Here is a 23727-nt window from a genome sequence, read left to right as displayed (position 1 = left end):
CCACTCCTTACTTTTGGTTTTTTTCCCAGTCATCAATGACCTTTTTTAGCTCGTTTATATCTTGCTGCGAAAGCTGCTCTGATTTAGCAAACCCGCTTACCAGCGGCGCTATACGGCCACTAAAAAAACGCTCAATAAAGTTTTTGCTTTCTTTTAATGTGTAGTCGGCGCGCTCCATGCAGGGGGTATAAATATATTGGCGGCCGTCTTTTTCAAAGGTCAGTGCGCCTTTTTTAACTAATCGACCCAGTAGGGTTTTAATGGTTTTTTCGTGCCATTGTTTGTCATCGCTTAAGCGCTCAATAATTTGGCTGGCGGTTGCTGGGTAATTAATCCAAAGCGCATCAAGCACGTCGAATTCTGCTTTTGATAACTCAATCATTTTATTGCCTACAAATGTAATCTTTAAGTTAAGACTACGCCTGTAATCTATTTTTGCAAGGTTATTTTTTAACTTTTTTGTGCGCTATTTAAACGAAGGTTAGGTTTTTGAAATATCTGTTTTATTAATTTGTATATAGTGGTTTTCAGGGAGGTTTAGTTTTGAAAGAGCAAGTTCGCTAAATTGTGCCCGATATAAATCAATTACTTTAAAGCCGCAGTACTGCGCCATTTTACGTATTTGTCTGTTAAGCCCTTGCTTTAAAATAATACTAAACTGGTTGTCAGCTATTTTTGTTACTTCACACGGTAAGGTTACTTGTTTATCTACGGGGATTCCTGCGGCCATTTTTTCGCAAAACGCATTATTAATAGGTTTATCTACCGTGACTAAATAACGTTTGGGCTGGTGGAAGTCAGGGTGAATAAGTTGATTACAAAAATCTCCGTCGTTGGTCAAAATAAGCAAGCCACGAGAGTCTTTATCTAATCGGCCAATGGGGTAAACCCGAGTGAGGGTAGGTAAATGGTGAATAAGGCTCGTAGGGTCATTTTCATTTAATTTGCAGTCAATACCTACAGGCTTGTGGTACGCAAAATAAACCAAATCGGCAGCCCCTTTTACTGCTTGGCCATTAACTATTACGTCGTCTTGCTCATTAACGTGATCAATATGATTAGCAGGGCGATTATTTACCGTTACTACCCCTTCATCAATTAAACGCGATGCCTGTTTTCGTGAGCACACACCAGCGTGAGCAATGTATTTAGCGAGTCGAATTTTATTGCTCATAAGCTTAAAAGGCAGTGATGTAATAATTTGATCGCGATTATAGCAAAGGTGCGTATCTATAAAGTTACTTTTTATTAAAAGGCGATTGTTATGGGTATGAAATTTTCTGAGTTAAAAAAGCACGAACCATTACAAAAAGTGGTCGCGCACTCCCTTGAAATGGCGCTCTATCAAGTGTCTGTCATTATAAATAACGTAGAGTATTACGTTACTGAAGAAAATGGCGAGTTTGTTAAAGCGCTCAGCCCGCTGCATATTCAAAAACGTTTTGAAAAAATAGCCTACGCCGAAATGGTACTGCGCCATACTAGCGCTTACGATGAAATGTGCGGCCAACCCGAAAAAACAAGCAGCAATTTGCTAGAAGTACCTTATGGAAAAAATAACCTTTTTTAATTAAGTTTGTTTGCTAGTATCTGCTTCTTTAAGGGCGGTACATGTATCAATTAAAAGCAGATAATACCGATGCGTTAAACTCAGCGCTTCGCACTAAAATAGTTGAATTTAACGCACAGCACTTTGATGCGCAAAGAGTGCCATTAGGCTATAAATTTGTTGATGAGCAAGGTGAGCTTGTTGCAGGTATTAGTGGGTGTGTGTTTGGAAATTGGCTGATGATTAGTTGGCTTTGGTGTAGCGATACCGCGCGGGGCAAGGGGTTAGCAGGCAAGCTTATAAATGCGCTTGAGCTTGCTGCTATTGAGCGCGGCGCTAATACCGCACAGCTCGATACGCTTGATTTTCAGGCCAAGCCTTTTTATGAAAAGCGCGGATACGTGGTTAAGTATCAGCTTAACAACTATCCGCGTTCTGGTACGCGTTACTTTATGGAAAAAACGCTTTAACTTTTGCTGTCTATTTTGCTTTTAGCGGCTCGCCTTCAAAGGTAACACCCAAAAATGGCGTTGCCTCTGGCGCTAACATAAACGTGCGAATGTTCATGTGATCATCGCCCTTAGGGTTTTGTAGTACGTCTTCGCGGTAAAACTTACCAAAGCAATCCAATGTATTTTGTTTACTTAAATCGTTTAATTTAGCAAACGCAAAAATTTTACATGAGCCGTTGTTCTCGCTTGCAGAGCTAAGTAAGCCGTGGTTATTAAATCCACACGCGGTAAAATCGTAATTAGCTTCTATTACCGCCATGGTATCGCTAAATTGTATGCTTTTAGGGTTGTCTGCAAGTTGCTGTAAAAAATCGTTTAGGGTCATGTTTTTTCCTTAAATTTAAATTATTTAGCACTCAACTCTAACTCATCTGTTTGTTGATTTATATTAAATTTAAATCTAGATAAAAAGTTCATTCCTAACAAACCTTGGCCGCGGGTGTTTTCAATACTGAGCACTTCAAAACCGTAAATAGTTTGCATCCCTACTTTAAACGACTCAATTTGGTAGCGTTTTACTCTAATTTGCCCATTCGCCGTGTTTACGGTTACATCGCCTAAATACAGGGGTCTGGGTGAAAGTTGGTTAAGCACGTCACTCGAAAGAGAAGTAATACTTGCGCCGGTATCTATCATTAGCTCTGTTTGGATTGAGCTATTTAGCTCGGTGCTAATTAAGTAATGTGCGCCGTAGGGGGTAAGCGCAATAAAGTCATCTTGCGATTGAGCTTTCTCTATCATTGCGTGTAAGGCAGTTACTTCGGCTTGTAGTGGGTGATTTGATGGCATGCGCTCAATAGTTGTTAAGGCGCTAATAAAGTCCTCTAGTTGATAATAAGCATGAGCGAGTGCGTATAAAAAATGGCTATTGTCGTTTTGATAGTCGAGCCAAATTTGAGTTTGTTCAATAATTGTTTGCCAATTTTGCTGCTCACTCAAACTATGCAGTTCGTTTGTCGTTAAATGCACAAGGCGCCTATCTACAGGGCCTTGTTGGTGCTTATTTAATAATGGGTAGAGCTCAAATAGCGCAATAATTGCGTTTTGCCGTTGCCCGCTTTTTACTAGGTAATCAACGTGTAAAGTGAGTAACTCGGTATTGTAAGGGTCTTTATTTAAAAGTGCATTTAACAATGACTGGCTAAGTGGTAGGTTTGTGTTTAGCCATTGCTTTAGTTGTGCTACCCACGAAGCGTATAAAGTATGTGCTTTTTTTGGAGCGTTTAGATTTAGTTGTTGATACGTATTTAGAGCATCATCAAATTTGTGTTGTGTAAATTGCTGTTGAGCTTGGCTGAGCAGGTTACTTTTTGGCGCTTTGATGCTCTTGCCGCTGTGGGTTTTTTGTGTGCCAACTACAGGCTGTTTTTGTGGCCACAATAAGTAAGCGTTTAGGCTAAGCGAGCCTATTAATAGCAAGGTAATTAGCTTGGTATAATGGCTCATTGCAACCTCTTCGTTCTATTTAGGCTATTTGATAAAGTGCGCTAAGGCATGAATATTCGCAATTTCAACATCGGCAAGGCCTTTGTAGTGATAAGCCGCGCCTTGGTCGTTTAACCAAACCGATTGGCAGCCTGCATTATTAGCGCCTTGTACGTCGGTATCTAGGCTATCGCCAATATGTAAAATTTCACTTTTAGCCACGTTTAAGTGCACGGCGGCTTTATCAAACAGTGTACCGTGGGGTTTGGCTTTACCGTGCATACCAGCTTGCAATACTAGCGCAAATTTATCGCGTAAGTTAAAGCGCTCAATTTCAACATTGCCATTGGTTATTGCAACCAGCGTAAAGTGCTGGGCTAAGTTATCTAGCAGCTTTAGTACGTCGTCGGTTACCACTATTTTACTGCGCGCATCGGCAAAGGCGTTATAGGCAGCATCGGCATGATGCTCTACCTCTTGCTCATTAAAATCTAGCTTTGAAAGGGCTAAGCGTAGCGTATGTTGGCGCCATTTAGTTACATTATCAGCAAGCTCTGGTAACTGTAATACAGCCTCGTTGCGGCATTGTTGCCAGTATTTTGGGCCTTGTTGTAAGTAGCTGGGTAGCGCGTTTAAATAATCTTGCTGGGCTTTAACCGCGGCTTTTATTATGGGGTGGTTGTTATACAGTGTGTCGTCTAAATCAAAGCTCATAACTGAAAAAGGGCGAGGAGCACGATTAAATCGGATCATAATTACATTCCTAATCGGTTTGTTTTTTAGCGCGCGGATGAGTGTTGTCGTACACTTTTGCTAAATGCTGAAAATCTAAATGCGTATATACTTGCGTAGCCGATAAACTACTGTGCCCTAATAATTCTTGCACAGCGCGTAAATCGCCAGATGATTCTAAAATATGAGAGGCAAACGAGTGGCGAAGTTTATGCGGGTGCACTTGTGAGCTAATGCCTTGTTTTATTCCCCACTCTTGCATGCGTAAGCGAACTTGGCGAACCGAAATACGATTTTTTTTACTGCTTAAAAACACCGCCATTTCGTCAGGCTTTGCAAATTGCCCCCGTATGTTGAGCCAGTTTTTTAACGCTGTGAGCGCTTTGCGACCCACGGGAATGAGGCGCTCTTTGTTACCTTTACCTTTGACTAATATTTCGCCGCTTGCGGTGTTTATATCGCGTAAGTTGGTGCCAACTAACTCGCTAATGCGCAGTCCAGATGAATACATAAGCTCCATCATAGCTTTGTCTCGTATGGCTAATGGGTCGTCATCGTTAATCTCTAGTAGGCTTGCCATCTGATCTACATCGAGATTTTTAGGCAAAGGCTTAGAAAATTTAGGCCCTTTAATGCCTTGTGCTGGATTATGATAATGCGCATGCTGAGCAATGTTTTTGGCTTTTAAAAATTTATACAAACTACGAATGCAGCTTAATTTTAAACTAATAGTGCGCCCACTTAATTGCTTTGAACGAAGCGCCATGCTGTAGCGGCGAATATGCTCGCCTTGTACGCCAAACCAGTCATCACATAATTTACTAAAATACAGGGCGGCAAAGTTTAGTTGGCTAACATACTGATTTACAGTGTGCTCTGAGTACTGTCTTTCGTACTTTAAATAGTCACTAAATAAATGAATGGGTGTACGCCAATGCTCACTTAATTGCTCAGTGTTAGGCGTCTCGTCGCTCATGCCAATTCCAACAGCCTAAGTTGCAATGCATGAACAAAATCAAGCACGAATAGATTATCTTGTGCGGGTTCAAAATGGTTTTCATCATGGCTGCCAAAGGCCAATATAGCGACGGGTTTTTCAGCGCAACCAATAAGATAAATAGCAGAAGACTGCGTGTTTTCGCAAAATAATAGCTCACGCTCTTGCTGATTAACGCGTCCTAAGTAGTGCCCAAATTGGCTAAGGCGGTGCTCAATAAGCCCATCTAAAGTGTTGTTGTATTTAACCAACCTACACTCGCTAATGTGTGGGCTGGTACAAATAATATTGCGCAAATTTGCGGCAAGCGTATTAAAGTCGTAGTTTGTCCACAGTTGGCGGTGGCATTGGCTAAACAAGCGATACACTAGCTCATTTTGCGTAGCGTGTTCGCTCATACTGTGTATTTGATTTTTTAACTGAGTATTGTGCTCGCGCAATTGGCGCTGTTGTATGTGCACAAGCGAGGTGGCGCCTTGCGTTTTGTGATGTAACTCAAGTTGTGCAAGCAGCTCTGGCTGCTCTATTAAAAAATCAGGGTGGCGCGCTAAATACTCAGCGACTTGCTCTTTTGTTAGCTCGCTCATAAGGCAACTTGCCCATCAAATACATGCTCGGCTGGGCCGGTCATGCGGACAGGGTGGCCTTCGCCGCTCCAACGTACTTGTAAAGTGCCGCCGGGTAAATCAACTTGTACCGTGGTGTTAAGTTTGCTTTGAATGTGGCCAATTACCATTGCTGCGCAGGCACCCGTGCCACACGCTAGGGTTTCACTAACGCCGCGCTCCCATACCCTAAGTTTAATATGATCTTGCGATACCACCTGCATAAAGCCAATATTGGCACGATTTGGAAAACGTTCGTGGTTTTCAAGCAGCGGACCAAGCACCTCAACTTGTGCGGTAGCTATATCGTCAACTTCTAACACGCAATGCGGATTACCCATAGACACAGCGCCACTAAATACAGTGTGCTCTTGGGCTCTTATTATATAAGTTAGTTCTCGCTTGCTGGCTTTAAGCGGGATTTTAGCAGGCTCAAAATTAGGATGGCCCATGTTTACCGTCACTTGCCCGTCTTTTTCTATGTATAGCGTGAGGTTGCCCGACTTAGTCGAGACACTAATTTTGTGCTTGTTAGTTAAGCCTTTCATGCGCACAAAGCGGGCAAAACAGCGTGCGCCATTTCCGCATTGTTCTACTTCATTGCCATCGGCATTAAATATACGGTAATGGAAGTCGAGATCAGGGGAGTAAGGGGCTTCAACCATAAGTAATTGGTCAAAGCCAATACCAAAGTGGCGATCAGCCAGTTTTTTGATTTGATCGCGAGACAAAAATACATTTTGTGTAATGTTATCAATTACAACAAAGTCGTTGCCTAAGCCGTGCATTTTGGAAAAATTAACTAACATAGCGCTCTAATTCGGGTTTGCTCTGCGCTAATCATGCCACAGAGCAGCGCCTTAACAAAAACGTTTATGGTAAAATTTTCTCACCTTGATAAAGGCTCTCGATGGTTTCGCGTTGGCGAATAAGGTGGTGTTGCTCACCATCTACCATTATTTCGGCCACGCGTGGGCGAGAGTTGTAGTTTGAACTCATTGTAAAACCATAGGCACCAGCACTTCGCTGCGCCAATAAGTCGCCTTGCTTAAGCGCTAGCTCGCGGTCTTTTCCTAAAAAGTCGCCGGTTTCGCACACTGGGCCCACAATATCAAAGTTATGTGTTGGAGTGTCGTCATCACGCACCGATACAGGAATGATTTTTTGCCATGCCTGATAAAGCGAAGGGCGAAGCATGTCGTTCATACCCGCATCGACAATGGCAAAAAATTTATCTTGGTTTTGCTTAATAAATTCAACCTGCGTAACTAAAATTCCAGCATTAGCGGCTATAGCGCGCCCTGGCTCAAAAATAAGTTCAAGGTGTTTGTAATTGGCTAAGCGCTCGGTAACTTGCGCAGCATATTCACTTGGGTGAGGTGGCTGTTCATCATTGTAAGGAACGCCTAACCCGCCGCCAATATCTAAATGAGTAAGCTCAATACCATTTGCTTTAAGCTCATCTATTAATGCCATTAGCTTATCAAGCGCTTCTAAAAAAGGTTTAACCTCAGTTAATTGCGAGCCTATGTGGCAATCTACACCAGTGACTTTTAGACCAGGTAAAGACGCCGCATGCTGATAAACGCTCACAGCCGTTTGAATATCGATACCAAATTTGTTTTCTTTTAAACCGGTAGAAATATACGGGTGTGTTTTGGCATCTATATCAGGGTTTACACGAATAGAAATAGGGGCTTCTAAATTTAACTCGCACGCTACCTCAGAAATACGCTCAAGCTCTGAGGCCGATTCAACGTTAAAACATTTAATACCTAACTTTAGTGCATAAGCAATTTCGTCGGCGGTTTTAGCCACACCTGAAAACACCACTTTACTGGCATCACCGCCGGCTTTTATTACACGCGCCAGCTCACCTTTAGACACTATGTCAAACCCTGAGCCTAAACGCGCTAATATATTTAATACTGCAATATTAGAATTAGCTTTAACTGCGTAGCACACCAAGCTTTTATGATTTTTAGTGGCATTTGCAAAGGCTAAATAATGGCGCTCAAAAGTAGCACGCGAGTACACATAACACGGCGTACCATAGTGCTGAGCAATTGTGGCAATACTGACATCTTCGGCAAATAATTGATTGTTTTGATAGTTAAAATAATCCATTTATTGCTCCTGCACTTGCTCTGTGTTGGTTTTTTTTACGGGCGTTGGCTGTGCCGTATTAGGGGGTGTGTTTTGCTCAGCCTGTTGTTCTGGTAAATACAAAGGCCCGCTTTGGCCGCAGCCAGCTAATGCACTTAGCAGTAAAGTACTTATATATAGTCGTTTTAATTGTAAGGTATGTGTCGCTTTCATTAGATTAATACGGTTGCTGGCTTTATAATCGCAGAGTAACAGAATATCTAAAAAATGCAGCTATTCGCGGATGATTTTATTCCTGTTACACTAGCTGTATATAAACCGTATCCAATATTAGGCAGCTCGCCTGCAAAGGAAAATTACAATGACTGAACACGAATATCACCAATTAGCCGAAGCTCTTATGTTCACAATTGAAGAGCAAGTTGATGATTGCGAAGCAGATTTAGACTACGAATCGGCAGAGGGTATTTTAGAAATAATTTTCCCTGATAAAAGTAAAATTGTAATTAACAAACAAGCGCCTTTGCATCAAGTGTGGGTTGCGACTAAATTTAATGGCCACCATTTTGAAATGCGTGACGGCCAGTGGATTGATAACCGCTCGGGCGCAGAGTTTTGGGAGTTTATGAACCAAGCGTCTACTCGCCAAGCTGGCCAAGAAATTAAGTGGCAATCAAGCTTATGAGTTTAGAGTTTGCACAATACCCAGCGCAAGGTGAGCACAAAGCCACTGTTATTTGGTTACATGGTTTAGGCGACTCTGGCGATGGCTTTGCTCCGGTTGCACCGCAACTTAACTTACCCAGTGAGCTTGGTATACGATTTATTTTTCCGCATGCGCCTATTCAACCGGTCACCATAAATGGTGGCATGGAAATGCGCTCGTGGTACGACATTAAATCTATAGAATTAGACAAACGTGCCGATGAACAAGGCGTGAGAGATTCAGCCGAAAAAGTGCAAGCCCTGATCAATCAAGAAATTGAAAATGGTATACCTGCCGATAAAATTATTTTGGCGGGCTTTTCGCAAGGGGGCGTGGTGTCTTTACATTTAGCGCCGCGATTTGAGCACAAACTTGCAGGTGTTATGGCGCTGTCTACTTATATGTGCGTGCCTGAAAAGCTAGCGCAAGAAGCAAAGCATACTGATTTAAATGTATTTATGGCTCATGGTAGCCAAGATAATGTAGTGCCGCATAGCGCGGGTAGAAGTGCGTTTGAAGTATTAACAGCACATAACATGGATGTAAGCTGGCAAGAATACCCTATGGCTCATCAGGTTTGCGCAGAAGAACTGCAAGCTATTCGCCAATGGTTAATTGCCCGTTTAAGCTAATTTGGAGCCGCTGAGGTCAATATGAGTCAAAAAATAGTTATTAAAGCAAATGTAAAACGCGAACCACAAAATAGTGTACCTAATGTAAGCTACGAGTGGCATTGGCGTCGTATTGCGAGTGTTTCTATGTTGGTAGCAATGACCTCTGCAGCGGTTGTGTATGGCTTAACTAGCTCGGTAAATGCCGAGCAGGGCGAGCAATCTAATGAGCAATCGCCGTATTCACCTTTAAGCGACAACACAGCAGATAATGTTGAGCCCACGGTGAGTATAAATGACGAGCAAACGCGCCCAAATGAGCTTATAAATGATATAGCAGATGTTGCGCCAGCGGTGCTTGAGGATGAAAGCGTTAATAATACTTCGTTAGCGCAAAGCAATAATGAGCAAACGGATATAGAACCAATTGCTAGCGTTCAAAGCAATCAAGTTTCTGTTATTGAGCAATCAGATACTGAACTCGCTGAGCCTATCGCTAATCAGCCGCTTACAAGCACGCAGTTAAGCGCATCACCCAATGAACAGTTCACAGATATTGAAAACGACGACGGCTCGCTAACTAGCAGTGAAGGTTTTTCATCTAATGCGCACATTGCCAGTGTTGCGTTAGGCGCACAAATTGATACAGGTAAAATTAGCCGTGCAGTGCTTACTCGCAAAGTAAGTAAGCGCGAGCCCACGAATGTATTTGCTGCAGATATCCGCTTAAATCAGTTTGAAGAGGCACTTTCGTTTTTTAGTGAGCTTAAAAACCTACAAGGCCAACAAGTAAAGCATGTATGGTCTTATGAGGGTGAAACTATGGCTGAGATTTCGCTTAATGTTACCTCGCCGCGCTACAGAACGTACTCAACCAAAAATATTATGAATACACAAACAGGCCATTGGCGTGTAGATGTTGTTGATGAGCAAGGTAATTTAATTGCTCAAAAAGAATTTAGAATTTTAGCTAATTAAGCTTGGCTATTAGCTGTAACTATTTGGATACCCCTATGACAGAAAAAACAAAGTTAGTACGCATTGCAACCCGTAAAAGTGCTTTAGCGCTTTGGCAGGCTGAATTTGTAAAAGCACAGCTTGAGCATTTTCATGCTGATGTGCGCGTAGAATTAGTCCCTATGTCTACTCAAGGGGATATTATTTTAGATACACCGCTTGCTAAAATTGGTGGTAAAGGCTTGTTTGTTAAAGAGCTTGAGCAGGCAATGTTAGATGGTCGCGCGGATATAGCAGTGCATTCAATGAAAGATGTACCCGTAGAATTTCCAGAAGGCTTAGCACTGCACACAATTTGTGAGCGTGAAGACCCGCGCGACGCGTTTGTATCAAATAACTTTGCCAATTTAAGCGAATTACCACAAGGCGCTGTAGTCGGTACTTCTAGCCTTCGTCGTCAGTGCCAAATTAGAGCTTTGCGCCCTGATTTAGTCATTAAAGACTTACGTGGTAATGTTAATACTCGTTTAGCTAAGCTAGATGATGGCCAGTACGATGCGATTATTTTAGCCGCAGCCGGACTGCTACGTTTAAAAATGGACGAGCGTATTGCTGATTATATCGAGCCTGAGGTATCTCTACCTGCTAACGGACAAGGTGCAGTCGGCATTGAATGTCGCATTGATGATGAAGTAACAAAAGCCTTATTGGCCCCACTTGAGCATACCCAAACACGCATTCGTGTAAATGCAGAGCGTGCTATGAATCGTCATTTAGAAGGTGGCTGCCAAGTACCAATTGGTGCCTACGCATTAGTTGATGGCGAGCAAGTGCATTTACGCGGCTTAGTGGGTGCGGTAGATGGTAGTGAAATTTTACATGACGAAGTAACCGGTCATATAAATGATGCAGAAGCTATCGGTGTGCAGCTTGCTAAAAAATTATTAGCGCAAGGCGCCGACAAAATATTAGCAGAAGTATATAGAGACGCATAAATGACACATATCCTGATAACTCGGCCCGAAGGAAAAGGCGCAGCCCTTGCTCAGCAACTTGAGCAAGCGGGTTATCAGGCGTCATTATTTCCTGTTTTAAAAATATCCTACCTTACGCCTTCTACTACCGAGCTAAGCCCGCTAATTAATGCCGATAAAATTATTTTTATCTCTCAAGATGCCGTTACTGCCCTTGCGCAATTAAAGCCAACAATAAATACCAAAGCGCAATTTTACGCAGTAGGGCAGCAAACTGCAGATACTATTTATGCGTTATTTGGCGTGCGAGCAGCAGTGCCTAAGCTACATGATTCTGAAGGGTTATTGGCGCTAAACTCGTTAGCTGAGGTTGATGGTAGCAATATTGTATTAGTAAAAGGCCAAGCGGGGCGCCCTGATATTGCCAAAACCTTAAAGGCGCGTGGGGCATTTTTAAATAACTGTGTGGTATACAAGCGCGAGCCAATAAGCGCTGAAAAAACCAACTGGACAGACCACTGGCAAAGCCTGAAAGTACAAGGTATAGTCATAACCAGTAATGCAGCAGTTGATGCAATATTTAATAACCTGACTGAACAACAGTTACAGTGGTTACAACAGTGCCGATTTTATGTTGCTAGCGAGCGTATAGCCGCTTATTTACAACAGCAACAGGTAAGCTCGGCTAATATACACATTGCCGCAGGGGCAAGCGATACCGCTATGTTTTCCTGCATAAAACAGCAAGGTAGCAAGATGAGCGAACAGTCAAAGCCAGTAACGGCAGATAATACACCAACCACTAAGGCAGCGGCCTCTGCACAAAAAAAAGAGGCAGCTAAAGCACACAGTAAACCACATAACGATAAGCAAAAAATAAGTAAATTAGCGGTATTAGCGCTGATCATTTCGCTTATTGTTGCCTGTGGTGTGGGGTATGAGTTTTACCAAAAACTCAATGCAGGTAAAGCCCAAAATGTAGCTGTTAATGAACTAAAAGAAGAAAACGCGTTATTGTCACAAGAGTTACAGGCGCTCAAGTCGGCGCAATCTAATCTTCAGCAAGCATTGTTCAATAGTGAGCAAAAAGTGGCAGCTGCGCTTAATGAAAGTGCAGAGAGTAACCAGCAACAATTAAAAGCAGCATTGCAACAAGCTCAGCAGCAAGGCGCTTCACTAAACCCGCAAGAAGTAACCAGCTTACAACGTATGGCTGAGTTTAAACTGTGGGCTGAAAAAGATTACCAAGGTGCCAGCGCTGTACTTAAACGCTTAGATGCCTTATTGAGTGAACACCCAGGTACTGTTGCAGTTCGTCAAGCAATAACACAAGACATTCAAACACTAGATAGCTTAAAACCTATCCCAACAGAAGCCATTTACTTAAAACTTAATAGTGTGTTATCAAACATAGATAAGCTTGCATTTAATGTCGTTAACATACCGCAAGAAGCAGCAGAAATTGAAAAAAATGCCTTGAGTGAAGATGTAAGCGATTGGCAGCAAAACCTAAGTAATAGCTGGAATAAGCTAGTTGATAGCTTTATTACTATTCGCCAGCACGAAGGGGTTGCTATAGAGCCACTGCTAACCGATCAGGAGCGCCACTTAATTAATCAACGTATTAAATTAAATGTGACGCAAGCTCAAGATGCATTAATGAGCAAACAAGCGAGCATTTATTTTAGTGCCATAAGTGAGGCAAAGCGTCTTGTTAATGAGTACTTTAAACAAGATGACGAGGCGACAAAAGTGGTTATAAATGCACTAACTAGCCTAGAAAAAGAGCCATTAAACTTTAACCCTGAAGTAAACTTACAAAGTACACAGCAGGTTAAGGAGTGGGCGCAATGATAGGGCTTATAGTATTAATTGTTGCGATTGTTTTAGTTTTAGCGATTACGCCATTTGTACTGGATGAAAAAGGCTATGTGCTGATCTCGTTTAACAACACCACGATTGAAGGCACGATTGTATCGTTTTGTATTATGGCGGTAATTAGTGCAACTATTTTGTTTTTAACTTACAAATTAGTGCGCTATTTATTGTCGATTTATCATAATACTAAACATGGTTTCTTTGCGCGTAGCGAAGAGCGAAAGCAAGCAGCTATAGAGCAAGCCTTATGGAGTGCAATAAACGATGATTACGAGCTTGTTGAGCAAACGTTATCAGGTAATAGTGTACCCAGTAAGTTTGAAGATATACGCTTAGCGCTATTAGCAAAAGCAGCGCTTGCTAATAACCAAACCGACAAAGCTCTAGAGCGTTTATTTGAAATTAGCCCAGAGCAGCAACTTAACGTTGCTAAACTTTGGATAGCCAGTGGCGATAGCAGTGCAATAGAATCGCAAATGCGTGCTAACAGCGATTCAAAAAAAGCGACACCACTTGAGCTTAAGCTATACGCCGAAATACTTGTACAGCAACAGCACTTTAGTGCACTTGAAGACTTTTTACCGCGTTTACTTCGTAAAAAAGTCCTTAACGATGCGCAGTGGACACAGCTGTTTAATGCCTATTTTAATGCACAAGCTAGCGATAAAATCACTGAAAAATATAAACAACTTCCTAAAAAGCTACAAGCTCATGCTAATACAGCTTACTTAATGCAAATGGCTAAAGTGGGCCAGTTAAGTGCGATTGAAAGTGACTTAATTAAAATGGTGAAGCACGACGAGCAACATGCTCAGCTGGCCAATATATTAAGTAACGCCACCTCGGCAGAGGCTGTAAAGCTTCAAAGTAGTATTCAAGAGCGCCTGAAAAAAGATGATGCAAACAACGCATTATTACTCTCGCTTGCGTGTTTAGCTAATGCTCAAGGCGATTATGAGTTAGCCGCAAAGGTTTTTGATAAAGCCTTGAATATCGAAAACAAAAAGCAATTTGCTCAGCAAGCAGCGCTTAGCTATAAAAATACCGCACAAGCCGATAAAGCACTCGTTTTGTATCAATAAAGGCTACACTTATACTTTTGCAGCTTTGATATTCGGGAGCATTGGGTTGAAACACTTTTTCATTGTCACTGTAAGTTTAGCGTGCGCTTACTTTTTTACCGGATATTTTAGTAATTTACTATTAGCGATAGATGGCTACGCAGTGGCTGTGTGGCCGCCTTCGGGAATTGCGCTTGCTGGCTTTTTAATTTGGGGCAGAAAGAGCTTACTAGGTATTGTTTTAGGGGCTTTTTTTACTAACCTCATTCATTTAGAAAGCGCCTCAGCGATATTTCAGTTAAGTGTATTTATGCATGCTGCGGCTGTTACCTTTGCTGCTACTTTACAAGCATGGGTAGGTAGCCAATTGGTCACTAAAGTGATTAAAGCACCACTCGATTTATCTTCTTTAAAACACTGTATTCAAAGCCTCGTTGTTGCCGGCCCATTGTGCTGTGTTATAGCTGCAGGTGTAGGCACCAGCTTATTAATTTTTAATGGCGTTATTGTGTCTCAAGCCGGTTGGGATACGTTTATAGCGTGGTGGATAGGCGACAGTATTGGAGTGCTTGTTTTTACTCCGCTTATGCTGGCGGCATTTAATTATTCACAGGTAAATTATCGCCTACAAGTTATACTGCCCTCACTGTTAATTTATATGGTTATAAGTATTAGCTTTTATGGCGCGGCCAGTGTAAAAAAAGAAAAAAACATTCAAAAAGAAGAGCTGAAAATATTAGCCACTCAAGATGCTATCAACAATAAAATTAACGAAATAACAGCACATCTCGCCTTACTGGCGACCTTTTTTTCTAGTAGTGACGATGTGAGCTTTACTGAATTTAAGCAGTTTACTTCTAAGCAGCTTAGTTACAGCGAAGAAATTTTAGCATTTGAGTGGGTGCCCTACTTACCAAGTGAAAACCTAGCTCAGTATATAGAGGCTAATAACAACACCGAGCTGGCTAAATATAGCTTAAAAGAAAGAGCAAAAGATGGCAGTTGGCAGGCCGCACCCCCACGAGATTTTTACTACCCCGTACAATACGCACATCCTTTGTCGGGAAATGAAGACGTAATTGGCTTTGATCTTGCCTCAAATGAGGTAAGGCGATCTGCATTAATAAAAGCAAAAGTGTTAAATGAGTTGGTGATCAGTGAGCCAATAAATTTAGTACAAAACGAAGCTGAGCGCGGCGTGTTGTTTTTTCATCCGGTGTTTGGCAACAATATTACCGAAGACGATTTTAAAGGTTTTGTGGTAGCCGTTGTTAGTTTAGAAAGACTATCTAACGCGGTGTTATTTGATCAAAACAACGGCGTTGCAGTGAGCTTTACAGACACCACAACAGAGAATAATGCACAGCCTATTTTTATTGCCGATCACCAGCAACTATTGCCGTTAAAAGACTATAAGTTATTGGTAGGTAAGCGGGTGTGGCAGGTGGAGCTGCATCAGCCAATGCAACGAGAGTCATGGTTAGTTTACTGGCTTGCACAAATAGCAGGCATGTTATTTGTTTGGCTGCTTATTACCTTTTTAATATCGGTAACGGGTACCAATATTCGTATACGTGAGCAGGTAGCAAAACAAACAAAAATTTTACGCTTAGAAAAGCAAAAGGCCGATGAAGCCAATGAAATAAAAAGCCAGTTTTTAGCAAATATGAGCCACGAAGTTCGCACGCCTATTAATGGTATTAAAGGGCTGCATTATTTAGCCCTACAGCAAAACGATTGGCAGCAAGCTCGCAGCTATATTGAGCAAGCAGATGGGGCACTGGGCGTACTGCTAAGAGTATTAAATGATGTGCTCGATTTTTCTAAAATGGAAGCAGGTAAACTTGATTTAATTCAAGAGCCAATTGATGTAGGCACACTCAGTGAAGAAGTGGCTAATTTGCTGCAGTTTGATATAGAAGCAAAGTCGCTAGAATTTATGCTTGATTACGATAAATCAAGTAACTTGGTTATCAACACCGACCCAATACGCTTAAAACAAGTTTTGCTAAACCTAATCAATAATGCCATTAAGTTTACGGCTAAAGGCAGCATCACACTCAAAGTGTGGCAATCTAAAAAAATGACTTACTTTAGCATTAACGATACCGGTATTGGTATTAGTAAAGAGGCGCAAAAACAGCTCTTTAAACCGTTTGCACAAGCAGATAGCTCTACCTCGCGTCAATATGGCGGCACGGGCTTGGGTTTAAGTATATGCAAAAAGCTTGTAGAGTTGATGGGTGGAGAAATTGATTTAATAAGCCACGAAGGGCACGGTTCTACGTTTACCTTTAGCCTGCCAATTTATTCGCCGCTACCAAAGGCTGAGCAAATAAAGCAACAATATGATGAGATAGATGTTAGTACGCTTTCTTTTGCAGATTATAAATTATTGCTTGTTGAAGATAACCCATTAAATCAGCACGTCGCGAGCGCTATTTTAAAAACCAAAGGGTGCGTTGCTGATATTGCTAATGATGGTTTTGAGGCGATTGAAAAGCTGACAGAGCATACCTACGACATTGTGCTTATGGATATACAAATGCCAAAAATGGATGGCCTTGAAGCCACGCGAGTTATTCGTAATGAACTTGGTTTGTTTGACCTACCTATTATTGGCTTATCTGCTAATGCCCACGATGACGATGTTAAAAAAGCAGTTGCCAGCGGTATGGATAATTATATTACTAAACCCATTGAAGCAAATACCTTATTTAAAACACTCTGGCATCACTTAGCTCATCAAAATAAGTGAATAAAAACCTAATTTTGTTCACTTTTTGAGTGAAAAGCAGACATATGACCGCTAATATTTACTTTAACTGCTCTACACTTGAAAAATAACTGTACCTGCGTATCATGCGCGCAATTTTAACCTAACCGAGTCGCTATTATGATAAATAAAAAATTACCTCTGCTAGATATTCATCGTCATTTAGATGGCAATGTACGTGCGCAAACCATACTAGAGCTTGGTCGACAGTTTAATATTACGCTACCTGCTGATAACGTAGAGGCGCTTATCCCTCATGTGCAAGTTATTGATCCTGAGCCTGATTTAATGGCATTTTTGCAAAAGCTCGACTGGGGTGTAACGGTACTGGGCGACTACGACGCCTGTAGACGCATTGCAGTTGAAAACATAGAAGATGCTCAAGCGCAGGGACTTGATTATGTAGAGCTTCGCTTTAGCCCGTATTATATGGCACAAAGCCAAGGTTTACACCCGCAAGGGGTGGTTGAGGCCGTGGTTGATGGTATTAAATCGGCTACTCAAGGCGCCAATATTAAAGCAAACTTAATTGGTATTATGTCGCGTACTTATGGTGTTAAAACCTGCCAGGAGGAGCTTGACGCATTACTTGCCTTTAAAAATGATTTAGTGGCGATTGATTTAGCCGGAGATGAAATTGGTTTTCCGGGAGAGCTTTTTGTCGAACAATTTAAGCAAGTAAGAGACGCTTACCTTGCCGCTACCATTCATGCCGGTGAAGCGCTGGGCGCAGCGAGTATTTGGCAAGCCATTAATGAGTTAGGTGCAAGCCGTATAGGTCATGGGGTAAAAGCAATTGAAGACCCTCAACTAATGGACTACCTGCGCGATAACCGCATTGGTATTGAGTCGTGCTTAACCAGTAATATTCAAACCAGTACCGTAAACGATTTAGCTAAACACCCCCTTAAACAGTTTTTAGATCACGGTATTTTAGCGTGTATTAATACCGACGATCCGGCTGTAGAGGGCATTGAAATTGAGCATGAATATTTAGTGGCTGCGCCAAAGGCGGGTTTAACACAAGCCGATATGCATAAGGCGCAAGCTAATGCCTTAGAGATTGCATTTTTAAGCGACAGCGATAAAAGCGCATTAACTGCGCTTGCTGCAGCACGTTAAACACGCTTAATACATAAAATGCCGCTTATTAGCGGCATTTTTTATGTTAGCTTACTTTTGTTTGGCAGCTCACGTAATTATCAAACAGTGCTTTTAATACATCGCTTCGGCCAATCAGCCCTATCACGGTATCACCCTCAACAACGGGGTAGTTTTTTGGCTTTCCTGTTTTCATTTGCTCTGCAAGCTCGATGATGTTGGTATCGGCATTAACGGTTACAACTTCGGTTTGCATAAGCTGCGAAACTTTTACAACGCCATCGCAAAAATAGCTGCTTCGCATTAATGGTTTTAACAGCTCTTGCTCAGATATAAAACCAACCAGCGATTTATTGTCATCAAATACTGGAGCACCTAATAAGTTAAACTTTTGCAGCTCACTAATGGCGGTGGTCATTTCGGTATTTGGGGTAATGTGTGGCAACTTACGTTGCATAAAATCTTTTACTTTTGTATTTAACATTTGGGTCTCTCCCGCTGATGTTCTATACAAAGTATGGTTTATAGATAGGAATTTAGGAAATTGTTTATACTGATTAAAGTAATAGGTTATACCAATTAATAGCTTAAATTTGATAGAAATAACAAAGGCGCCATGGGGCGCCTTTGTATTATAAATAAAAATTTATTTTATAAACGCAAATGCGTCAGCGAACATGTTTTCGCGAACGGCACCGTGAGCAATAAAGTCATCACGGACAATGCCAATCATGTCAAAGCGACCAGCCATATAAATGTCGTAAGGTTCTAACGACACAATATCTTGCATTACTGCTTTGTGTACAAACCCGGTGTGGCCTTGCCAATTAGCAGATGGGTTTTCTACAACAGGAATAAATTTAAAGTGCTCGTTACTCTCTGCCCATGCTTGCATTTCGCTGTGAGCATACAATGCAGACTCTTCTTTAACACCCCAGTAAAATAGTACCGGGCGGTCGCAGTTAATTTCAGCTAAGTGATCAGCCATTGATTTTGCATAAGAAAAACCAGTGCCGCCAGCCAATAAAATAATAGGGCGCTCGCATTGTAGACGTAGTTGCGATACACCAAGGCCGGCTTCTATGTCTACCGGTGTATTATTTTGATGCGCATTACGCAAATGCTCAAGCGATTGCATTGCGTATGAATCGGCTTTAGAGGCGCCAATATGAAGCTCTATTTCATCACATTGCGATGGACGACTTGCAATCGAAAATGCGCGCTTGTCTTTTTCGCCAAGTACAAGTTGCATGTATTGGCCAGCTTCAAACGTAACAGGTTGTTGAGGCTTTAAAATTACTTTATGAACAAATTCTGTAAGTGGGCTGATGGCAACAACTTCAGCTTTTAATGTTTGCATTTTTTACCTTTTAGCAGCGTTTACGCAGATATGCAGTTAAGTGGAGCAATATTAACATATCTGCGGGGTTATTTTATAGCCTGTTTATATTCACTTAGCGTGCTTAAAGTATATCGAGACTTTGCCAAATTTCGTCAACACGATCTTTTGTCGCTTTATCCATGACAATTGGCTCGCCCCATTCGCGGTCGGTTTCACCTGGCCACTTATTTGTTGCATCCATGCCCATTTTTGAGCCAAGCCCAGATACCGGCGATGCAAAATCGAGGTAATCTATTGGCGTGTTTTCAATTAATGTGGTGTCGCGCGCAGGGTCCATACGGGTAGTGATGGCCCAAATAACATCGTTCCAGTCACGGGCATTTACATCATCATCGCAAACAATAACAAACTTAGTGTACATAAACTGTCGTAAAAACGACCATACGCCCATCATTACGCGCTTAGCATGGCCTGGGTATTGTTTTTTCATGGTTACCACGGCCATACGGTAAGAGCAGCCTTCGGGTGGCAAGTAAAAGTCGACGATTTCTGGAAACTGCTTTTGCAATATAGGCACAAACACTTCGTTTAATGCCACACCTAAAATAGCTGGCTCATCAGGTGGACGGCCGGTAAATGTACTGTGGTAAATTGGGTTTTTGCGGTGTGTTAAATGGGTCACTGTCATCACAGGAAAGTCATCAACTTCATTGTAATAACCAGTGTGATCGCCATATGGCCCCTCGGGAGCCATTTCGCCAGGCATAATGTAGCCTTCAAGTACTATTTCGGCACTGGCAGGGACTTGTAAGTCATTTGAAATTGACTTAACCACTTCGGTTTTACTACCGCGCAGTAAGCCAGCAAAGGCATATTCGCTTAACGTGTCTGGCACAGGTGTCACCGCACCTAAAATAGTGGCAGGATCTGCTCCTAATGCAACCGAAACTGGGTAAGGCTCACCGGGGTTTTCTTTACACCATTCTTGAAAATCGAGTGCGCCACCGCGATGCGATAACCAACGCATAATTATTTTATTTTTACCTAATAGCTGCTGGCGGTAAATACCCAAATTTTGGCGCTTTTTATAAGGCCCTTTGGTAACGGTTAAACCCCAAGTAATAAGGGGAGCGGCATCTCCAGGCCAACAATGCTGTATTGGTAACTTAGTTAAATCTACCTCGTCACCTTCTAGAACAACTTGTTGGCACGGTGCTTTTTTAACTTCTTTAGCCGGCATATTGAGTACTTGTTTAAATACCGGAATTTGCCCTAGTGCTTCTTTAATCCCTTTTGGTGGCTCGGGCTCTTTTAAAAAAGCGAGTAGCTTGCCAACTTCACGCAGCTCGCTTACATCTTCTTGGCCCATGCCCATAGCAACGCGCTTAGGTGTACCAAATAAGTTTGCAAGCACAGGCATGCTGTGACCTTTTGGGTTTTCGAACAATAATGCGGGGCCTTTAGCACGTAATGTACGGTCGGCTATTTCGGTCATTTCAAGATACGGGTCGATTTCTTGAGTAATACGTTTAAGTTCGCCTTTTTTTTCAAGCAAATCGATAAAATCACGTAAATCTTTATATTTCATGGTAGGCCGCTACTAAGCAAAAAGTGAAAGTATTATACCCAACTAAACAACAAATGCATGTGCAGTTGTTAAGGGTGTGTTGAACTTTGATGGTTGAATTTGCAGCAGTGTGTTTGGCTTTTAGGCAAGGCAGAGCCTATGAAGTGTGGTTATTCCCCATAAATAGGCGATAACGCAGCATAAATGCCAAACATGCGCTGCCCTTAGGGTTCTGCCTAGGGGCGATAAACTCTTTGTTGCTTGGTTTTTACTTAGCCCACTAGGTTACAAACCTCGCGCCGCGACTTAATCGCCCCTAGATTGAATAAATTTCAATCCGCAAATTTCAACACACCCTAGTCAGTGATAGCGTAAAAACAGGCTATTTATTACGATGAGAAAAAAGAAAAAGTTTAAATCGCGAACGACAAAACTATAAGGCGTCGGCTTGTTGAAGTTGGCAGTGGTATTTATTACCTGAAACAATCAACATCGCTTCATCGGCTTTAGACCAAAATAGCACTCGCTCATTAATATACTTTACCCCTGATGCGCTCGGCTCTTTATTAAGCGTATATGTTTGCTCATTTAAAGTAAGTGTTGCCCCCGCTCCTTGGTGGGCTAATTCTACTACGCGCTCGTTGCATAAGTAGTGGGTACTTTTAGACTCATTACTACAGGCTGATAAAACCAGCATGCTTGTAAAAATAACCACCAATGCTTTCATTTATATCCCCTAAGTAAGTTTGCCATTGATAAAAATCAGTGTGTTTAATCAGCATAACAAAGCAAAATTAACCGTTGGTGAAAATTACGGATTACGCTATGTTGATAGCATTATTTTTTAGCTAGGAAGCAACATGGCAGGCATTAACCTTTTAACATTACTTGATGATATAACCACCTTACTTGATGACATTGCCACAATGAGTAAAGTCGCCACTAAAAAAACAGCCGGTGTACTTGGTGACGACTTAGCACTTAATGCTCAGCAAGTTACAGGGGTTACAGCCGACCGCGAATTACCCGTAGTTTGGGCTGTGGCAAAGGGCTCATTTTTAAATAAAGCCATTTTGGTGCCTGGTGCATTGCTCATAAGTGTATGGCTGCCTTGGTTAATAACCCCGCTGCTAATAATTGGTGGCTTATTTTTATGTTTTGAAGGCGCTGAGAAAGTATTTGCTCGGTTTTTACCTCACCCCGAAAAAGAGGTTGATGAGTCGCAGCAATTAGACCCAGCTGAGTATGAAAAGCAAAAAGTAAAAGGAGCCATACGCACCGACTTTATTCTCTCAGCCGAAATTATAGTGATCACCTTAGGAACGGTTGCAGGTGCCACACTTGTAAATCAGGCGCTTGTACTGTGTGTTATAGCCGTATTAATGACCATAGGTGTATACGGCCTTGTAGCCGGTATTGTAAAGCTTGATGACGCAGGGTTGTATTTGCTTAATCAATCAAAGGTGTCGGCTAATAAATTTAAAGAGATGCTTGGTAAGGGGTTATTAGCTGCAGCGCCAAGGCTTATGCAATTTTTAGCCTTTGCCGGCACGGTGGCCATGTTTTTAGTCGGTGGCGGCATTTTATCCCACGGTATTGAGCTACTACATCATTGGCAATTAGAAGTAATAACCATAGGTAAGTCGTTATTAAATGGCACCGGCGAAACATTAGCCCCCCTTATATTTGACGGATTATTAGGAGTAGTAGCGGGGCTATGCATTGTTATTCTGCATTTAGTTTATACAAAAATATTTAATAAATAGCTGCTGTGTGAATTTTTAGGCTGCGCTTTGTTTTATATTTTCATCAAAGCGCAGCCTAATCATTATTTTAAATACAGCCTTAGGTTATTTACATTGGCTGTTTTCACAAAGCTGTTCTAGCTCATATTTCGCTTTGCTATTACCTTGCGCTACTGCCTGCTCATACCAATGTTTTGCTGTTTGTAAATTTTGAGTCACGCCTTGTCCATCTCGGTACATTTGCGCAAGATTGAGCTGCCCCCATTGCGAGCCGGCATTTGCGGCTAGAGTAAAACTCTCAAGCGCATCGCTATACTGTCCGTTTTTAAAATACGTAATGCCCTGTTGGTTATTTTTGTCGAGCTTTAAGCCTTTATATAGCGGTTTTGGTTTTGGTGGAAACATTACAAAACCACCATATAAACTATTTGCTGAGGGGCGCAGTACGTCGTAAATCACCCCGTCGCTGTAAAGTCTTTTTACTTCGCTACGAGGCAAAGTAATTTTGTCATCTGAGAAGTAACCTGTTTGTACCAATAAGCTGGTACGCATTGCAGTAGTAATGCCTTTGTTGCGCTTATAGCTGTAGTTACTTACTTGAAACGTAATAAACTGCTCGTCAAAACTTAAAACTTGCGCAACTTTTAAGTTGGTGAGTGTCCATGGCTCATGAGTAAATTTATCAGCGTGTACTAAATACGTATCGTAGGCTTTAGGGTTAGTTAAGTAGCTTTGCTTTTGCGCTTGCGCAGCAGCGTGTTGTTGGTAAAAAAATAACCCCACCCATAATGCTAAAAGTACCCCTATAAAGTATTTAGGTAGAGTGAAAATTTCAAACGTCGGTAACTGCTTTAATTTTACAGGCGCATTATGGCCGCATTGATAGCATTCGTATTTATAGTTTAGTGCTAAAGGTAGAACCGGAATAACCGTAAAGCGTAAAAAACGACTTTGGTTTATTAAATGATAGGCGCGGCTATGGCAGTTAGGGCAGCACTGTGTTTGTGCAAAATGAGGGAACGACTGACTCGTATTGAAAAGCAACATGCCCGCACACTCCTTGTTTTATTTAATTTATATAAA

At 41.8% G+C, this 23727-nt stretch carries 26 protein-coding genes; 11 read left to right on the top strand and 15 right to left on the bottom strand.

The genetic code is table 11. The features are described from left to right. Positions 1-7: 7 nt before the first annotated feature. Positions 8-382, bottom strand: a complete 375-nt coding sequence (locus MTF64_RS17090; protein ID WP_004588989.1) for a BlaI/MecI/CopY family transcriptional regulator — start codon at positions 380-382, stop codon at positions 8-10. A gap of 99 nt (positions 383-481) precedes the next feature. Next, entirely contained in the window at positions 482-1174 is a 693-nt protein-coding gene (locus MTF64_RS17085) for a pseudouridine synthase (protein ID WP_248452096.1), read from the bottom strand. Between the two features lie 90 nt (positions 1175-1264). Here MTF64_RS17085 and MTF64_RS17080 point away from each other — a divergent pair, with 90 nt between their 5' ends. Further along, a complete protein-coding gene (locus MTF64_RS17080; RefSeq protein WP_004588987.1) occupies positions 1265-1570 on the top strand; it encodes a DUF6482 family protein in 306 nt (101 codons plus the stop codon). 41 nt (positions 1571-1611) lie between these two features. Further along, positions 1612-2019, top strand: a complete 408-nt coding sequence (locus MTF64_RS17075; RefSeq protein WP_248452095.1) for a GNAT family N-acetyltransferase — start codon at positions 1612-1614, stop codon at positions 2017-2019. 10 nt (positions 2020-2029) lie between these two features. Here MTF64_RS17075 and MTF64_RS17070 read toward each other — a convergent pair whose 3' ends face one another. The 8 genes from MTF64_RS17070 to MTF64_RS17035 all read right to left on the bottom strand — a co-directional run bounded on the left by MTF64_RS17070 (position 2030) and on the right by MTF64_RS17035 (position 8139). After that, positions 2030-2386, bottom strand: coding sequence for a HopJ type III effector protein (locus MTF64_RS17070; protein ID WP_248452094.1), 357 nt, complete (start codon positions 2384-2386; stop codon positions 2030-2032). Positions 2387-2406: 20 nt separating this feature from the next. Beyond that, entirely contained in the window at positions 2407-3507 is a 1101-nt protein-coding gene (locus MTF64_RS17065) for a retropepsin-like aspartic protease (RefSeq protein ID WP_248452093.1), read from the bottom strand. A 24-nt stretch (positions 3508-3531) separates the two neighbouring features. Continuing rightward, positions 3532-4239: an HAD-IA family hydrolase gene (locus tag MTF64_RS17060; RefSeq protein ID WP_248452092.1), complete on the bottom strand. Its 708-nt coding sequence runs from the start codon at positions 4237-4239 to the stop codon at positions 3532-3534. A gap of 10 nt (positions 4240-4249) precedes the next feature. After that, positions 4250-5194 carry a tyrosine recombinase XerC gene (locus MTF64_RS17055; protein WP_029773749.1) on the bottom strand — a complete coding sequence of 315 codons (945 nt, stop codon included), beginning with the start codon at positions 5192-5194 and terminating at the stop codon, positions 4250-4252. Beyond that, positions 5191-5802 (bottom strand): DUF484 family protein, encoded by a 612-nt coding sequence (locus MTF64_RS17050; RefSeq protein ID WP_024032071.1) that lies wholly within the window; start codon positions 5800-5802, stop codon positions 5191-5193. Before MTF64_RS17050 ends, MTF64_RS17055 begins: the two co-directional genes overlap by 4 nt. Continuing rightward, a complete protein-coding gene (dapF, locus tag MTF64_RS17045; RefSeq protein WP_004588980.1) occupies positions 5799-6629 on the bottom strand; it encodes a diaminopimelate epimerase in 831 nt (276 codons plus the stop codon). Before dapF ends, MTF64_RS17050 begins: the two co-directional genes overlap by 4 nt. A gap of 64 nt (positions 6630-6693) precedes the next feature. Then, positions 6694-7947 carry a diaminopimelate decarboxylase gene (lysA, locus tag MTF64_RS17040; protein ID WP_029773748.1) on the bottom strand — a complete coding sequence of 418 codons (1254 nt, stop codon included), beginning with the start codon at positions 7945-7947 and terminating at the stop codon, positions 6694-6696. Next, on the bottom strand, positions 7948-8139 hold the full coding sequence (locus tag MTF64_RS17035) for a lipoprotein (protein ID WP_004588978.1): 192 nt from the start codon (positions 8137-8139) through the stop codon (positions 7948-7950). Positions 8140-8287: 148 nt separating this feature from the next. On the opposite strand from MTF64_RS17035, the gene cyaY reads away from it, so the two are divergent. The 8 genes from cyaY (at position 8288) to add (ending at position 18011) form a co-directional block, all read left to right on the top strand. Continuing rightward, a complete protein-coding gene (gene cyaY, locus MTF64_RS17030; RefSeq protein WP_004588977.1) occupies positions 8288-8611 on the top strand; it encodes an iron donor protein CyaY in 324 nt (107 codons plus the stop codon). Further along, positions 8608-9264 carry an alpha/beta fold hydrolase gene (locus tag MTF64_RS17025; RefSeq protein ID WP_024032069.1) on the top strand — a complete coding sequence of 219 codons (657 nt, stop codon included), beginning with the start codon at positions 8608-8610 and terminating at the stop codon, positions 9262-9264. The genes cyaY and MTF64_RS17025 overlap by 4 nt, the downstream gene beginning before the upstream one ends. A gap of 21 nt (positions 9265-9285) precedes the next feature. Then, positions 9286-10221: a DUF2914 domain-containing protein gene (locus MTF64_RS17020; protein WP_248452090.1), complete on the top strand. Its 936-nt coding sequence runs from the start codon at positions 9286-9288 to the stop codon at positions 10219-10221. A 35-nt stretch (positions 10222-10256) separates the two neighbouring features. Beyond that, a complete protein-coding gene (gene hemC, locus MTF64_RS17015) occupies positions 10257-11195 on the top strand; it encodes a hydroxymethylbilane synthase (protein WP_029773745.1) in 939 nt (312 codons plus the stop codon). Next, positions 11196-13028 (top strand): uroporphyrinogen-III synthase, encoded by a 1833-nt coding sequence (locus MTF64_RS17010; protein ID WP_248452089.1) that lies wholly within the window; start codon positions 11196-11198, stop codon positions 13026-13028. Beyond that, on the top strand, positions 13025-14134 hold the full coding sequence (locus MTF64_RS17005) for a heme biosynthesis HemY N-terminal domain-containing protein (protein ID WP_024032065.1): 1110 nt from the start codon (positions 13025-13027) through the stop codon (positions 14132-14134). Before MTF64_RS17010 ends, MTF64_RS17005 begins: the two co-directional genes overlap by 4 nt. A 46-nt stretch (positions 14135-14180) precedes the next feature. Then, complete coding sequence (locus tag MTF64_RS17000; RefSeq protein WP_248452088.1) at positions 14181-16871, top strand: CHASE domain-containing protein; 2691 nt, start codon at positions 14181-14183, stop codon at positions 16869-16871. Between the two features lie 138 nt (positions 16872-17009). Then, positions 17010-18011 (top strand): adenosine deaminase, encoded by a 1002-nt coding sequence (add, locus tag MTF64_RS16995; RefSeq protein ID WP_248452086.1) that lies wholly within the window; start codon positions 17010-17012, stop codon positions 18009-18011. A 46-nt stretch (positions 18012-18057) separates the two neighbouring features. Here add and MTF64_RS16990 read toward each other — a convergent pair whose 3' ends face one another. From MTF64_RS16990 to MTF64_RS16975, 4 genes are all read right to left on the bottom strand, one after another. Next, a complete protein-coding gene (locus tag MTF64_RS16990; protein ID WP_004588969.1) occupies positions 18058-18474 on the bottom strand; it encodes a CBS domain-containing protein in 417 nt (138 codons plus the stop codon). Between the two features lie 162 nt (positions 18475-18636). Continuing rightward, complete coding sequence (gene fre, locus MTF64_RS16985; RefSeq protein WP_248452085.1) at positions 18637-19350, bottom strand: NAD(P)H-flavin reductase; 714 nt, start codon at positions 19348-19350, stop codon at positions 18637-18639. A 103-nt stretch (positions 19351-19453) separates the two neighbouring features. Beyond that, positions 19454-20920 carry a 4-hydroxy-3-polyprenylbenzoate decarboxylase gene (gene ubiD / locus MTF64_RS16980; RefSeq protein ID WP_024032061.1) on the bottom strand — a complete coding sequence of 489 codons (1467 nt, stop codon included), beginning with the start codon at positions 20918-20920 and terminating at the stop codon, positions 19454-19456. Between the two features lie 412 nt (positions 20921-21332). Next, positions 21333-21626, bottom strand: a complete 294-nt coding sequence (locus MTF64_RS16975) for an MliC family protein (RefSeq protein WP_024032060.1) — start codon at positions 21624-21626, stop codon at positions 21333-21335. Between the two features lie 133 nt (positions 21627-21759). Between MTF64_RS16975 and MTF64_RS16970 the strand changes: the two genes are divergently transcribed. Further along, positions 21760-22665 carry a DUF808 domain-containing protein gene (locus MTF64_RS16970; protein ID WP_248452084.1) on the top strand — a complete coding sequence of 302 codons (906 nt, stop codon included), beginning with the start codon at positions 21760-21762 and terminating at the stop codon, positions 22663-22665. An 84-nt stretch (positions 22666-22749) separates the two neighbouring features. Here the strand turns inward: MTF64_RS16970 and MTF64_RS16965 are convergent, their stop codons facing one another. Then, entirely contained in the window at positions 22750-23691 is a 942-nt protein-coding gene (locus MTF64_RS16965; protein ID WP_248452083.1) for a tetratricopeptide repeat protein, read from the bottom strand. Positions 23692-23727 lie beyond the last annotated feature (36 nt).

Origin of the sequence: Pseudoalteromonas sp. 2CM41L (assembly GCF_023161905.1) — a bacterium.
Lineage (GTDB): Bacteria > Pseudomonadota > Gammaproteobacteria > Enterobacterales > Alteromonadaceae > Pseudoalteromonas > Pseudoalteromonas atlantica.
The sequence above is the reverse complement of the archived record's forward strand: the minus strand, read 5'-3'. Positions and strand labels throughout refer to the sequence as shown.

Bases quoted from the DNA above. Each gene is read 5' to 3' on its own strand.
- MTF64_RS17085 (WP_248452096.1), bottom strand. From the start codon at position 1,174: ATGAGCAATAAAATTCGACTCGCTAAATACATTGCTCACGCTGGTGTG.
- MTF64_RS16965 (WP_248452083.1), bottom strand. From the start codon at position 23,691: ATGTTGCTTTTCAATACGAGTCAGTCGTTCCCTCATTTTGCACAAACA.
- MTF64_RS17075 (WP_248452095.1), top strand. From the start codon at position 1,612: ATGTATCAATTAAAAGCAGATAATACCGATGCGTTAAACTCAGCGCTT.
- hemC (WP_029773745.1), top strand. From the start codon at position 10,257: ATGACAGAAAAAACAAAGTTAGTACGCATTGCAACCCGTAAAAGTGCT.
- MTF64_RS16975 (WP_024032060.1), bottom strand. From the start codon at position 21,626: ATGAAAGCATTGGTGGTTATTTTTACAAGCATGCTGGTTTTATCAGCC.
- MTF64_RS17065 (WP_248452093.1), bottom strand. From the start codon at position 3,507: ATGAGCCATTATACCAAGCTAATTACCTTGCTATTAATAGGCTCGCTT.
- add (WP_248452086.1), top strand. From the start codon at position 17,010: ATGATAAATAAAAAATTACCTCTGCTAGATATTCATCGTCATTTAGAT.
- cyaY (WP_004588977.1), top strand. From the start codon at position 8,288: ATGACTGAACACGAATATCACCAATTAGCCGAAGCTCTTATGTTCACA.
- MTF64_RS16990 (WP_004588969.1), bottom strand. From the start codon at position 18,474: ATGTTAAATACAAAAGTAAAAGATTTTATGCAACGTAAGTTGCCACAC.
- MTF64_RS17080 (WP_004588987.1), top strand. From the start codon at position 1,265: ATGGGTATGAAATTTTCTGAGTTAAAAAAGCACGAACCATTACAAAAA.
- MTF64_RS17055 (WP_029773749.1), bottom strand. From the start codon at position 5,194: ATGAGCGACGAGACGCCTAACACTGAGCAATTAAGTGAGCATTGGCGT.
- dapF (WP_004588980.1), bottom strand. From the start codon at position 6,629: ATGTTAGTTAATTTTTCCAAAATGCACGGCTTAGGCAACGACTTTGTT.
- lysA (WP_029773748.1), bottom strand. From the start codon at position 7,947: ATGGATTATTTTAACTATCAAAACAATCAATTATTTGCCGAAGATGTC.
- ubiD (WP_024032061.1), bottom strand. From the start codon at position 20,920: ATGAAATATAAAGATTTACGTGATTTTATCGATTTGCTTGAAAAAAAA.
- MTF64_RS16970 (WP_248452084.1), top strand. From the start codon at position 21,760: ATGGCAGGCATTAACCTTTTAACATTACTTGATGATATAACCACCTTA.
- fre (WP_248452085.1), bottom strand. From the start codon at position 19,350: ATGCAAACATTAAAAGCTGAAGTTGTTGCCATCAGCCCACTTACAGAA.
- MTF64_RS17025 (WP_024032069.1), top strand. From the start codon at position 8,608: ATGAGTTTAGAGTTTGCACAATACCCAGCGCAAGGTGAGCACAAAGCC.
- MTF64_RS17070 (WP_248452094.1), bottom strand. From the start codon at position 2,386: ATGACCCTAAACGATTTTTTACAGCAACTTGCAGACAACCCTAAAAGC.
- MTF64_RS17010 (WP_248452089.1), top strand. From the start codon at position 11,196: ATGACACATATCCTGATAACTCGGCCCGAAGGAAAAGGCGCAGCCCTT.
- MTF64_RS17020 (WP_248452090.1), top strand. From the start codon at position 9,286: ATGAGTCAAAAAATAGTTATTAAAGCAAATGTAAAACGCGAACCACAA.
- MTF64_RS17035 (WP_004588978.1), bottom strand. From the start codon at position 8,139: ATGAAAGCGACACATACCTTACAATTAAAACGACTATATATAAGTACT.
- MTF64_RS17060 (WP_248452092.1), bottom strand. From the start codon at position 4,239: ATGATCCGATTTAATCGTGCTCCTCGCCCTTTTTCAGTTATGAGCTTT.
- MTF64_RS17050 (WP_024032071.1), bottom strand. From the start codon at position 5,802: ATGAGCGAGCTAACAAAAGAGCAAGTCGCTGAGTATTTAGCGCGCCAC.
- MTF64_RS17005 (WP_024032065.1), top strand. From the start codon at position 13,025: ATGATAGGGCTTATAGTATTAATTGTTGCGATTGTTTTAGTTTTAGCG.
- MTF64_RS17090 (WP_004588989.1), bottom strand. From the start codon at position 382: ATGATTGAGTTATCAAAAGCAGAATTCGACGTGCTTGATGCGCTTTGG.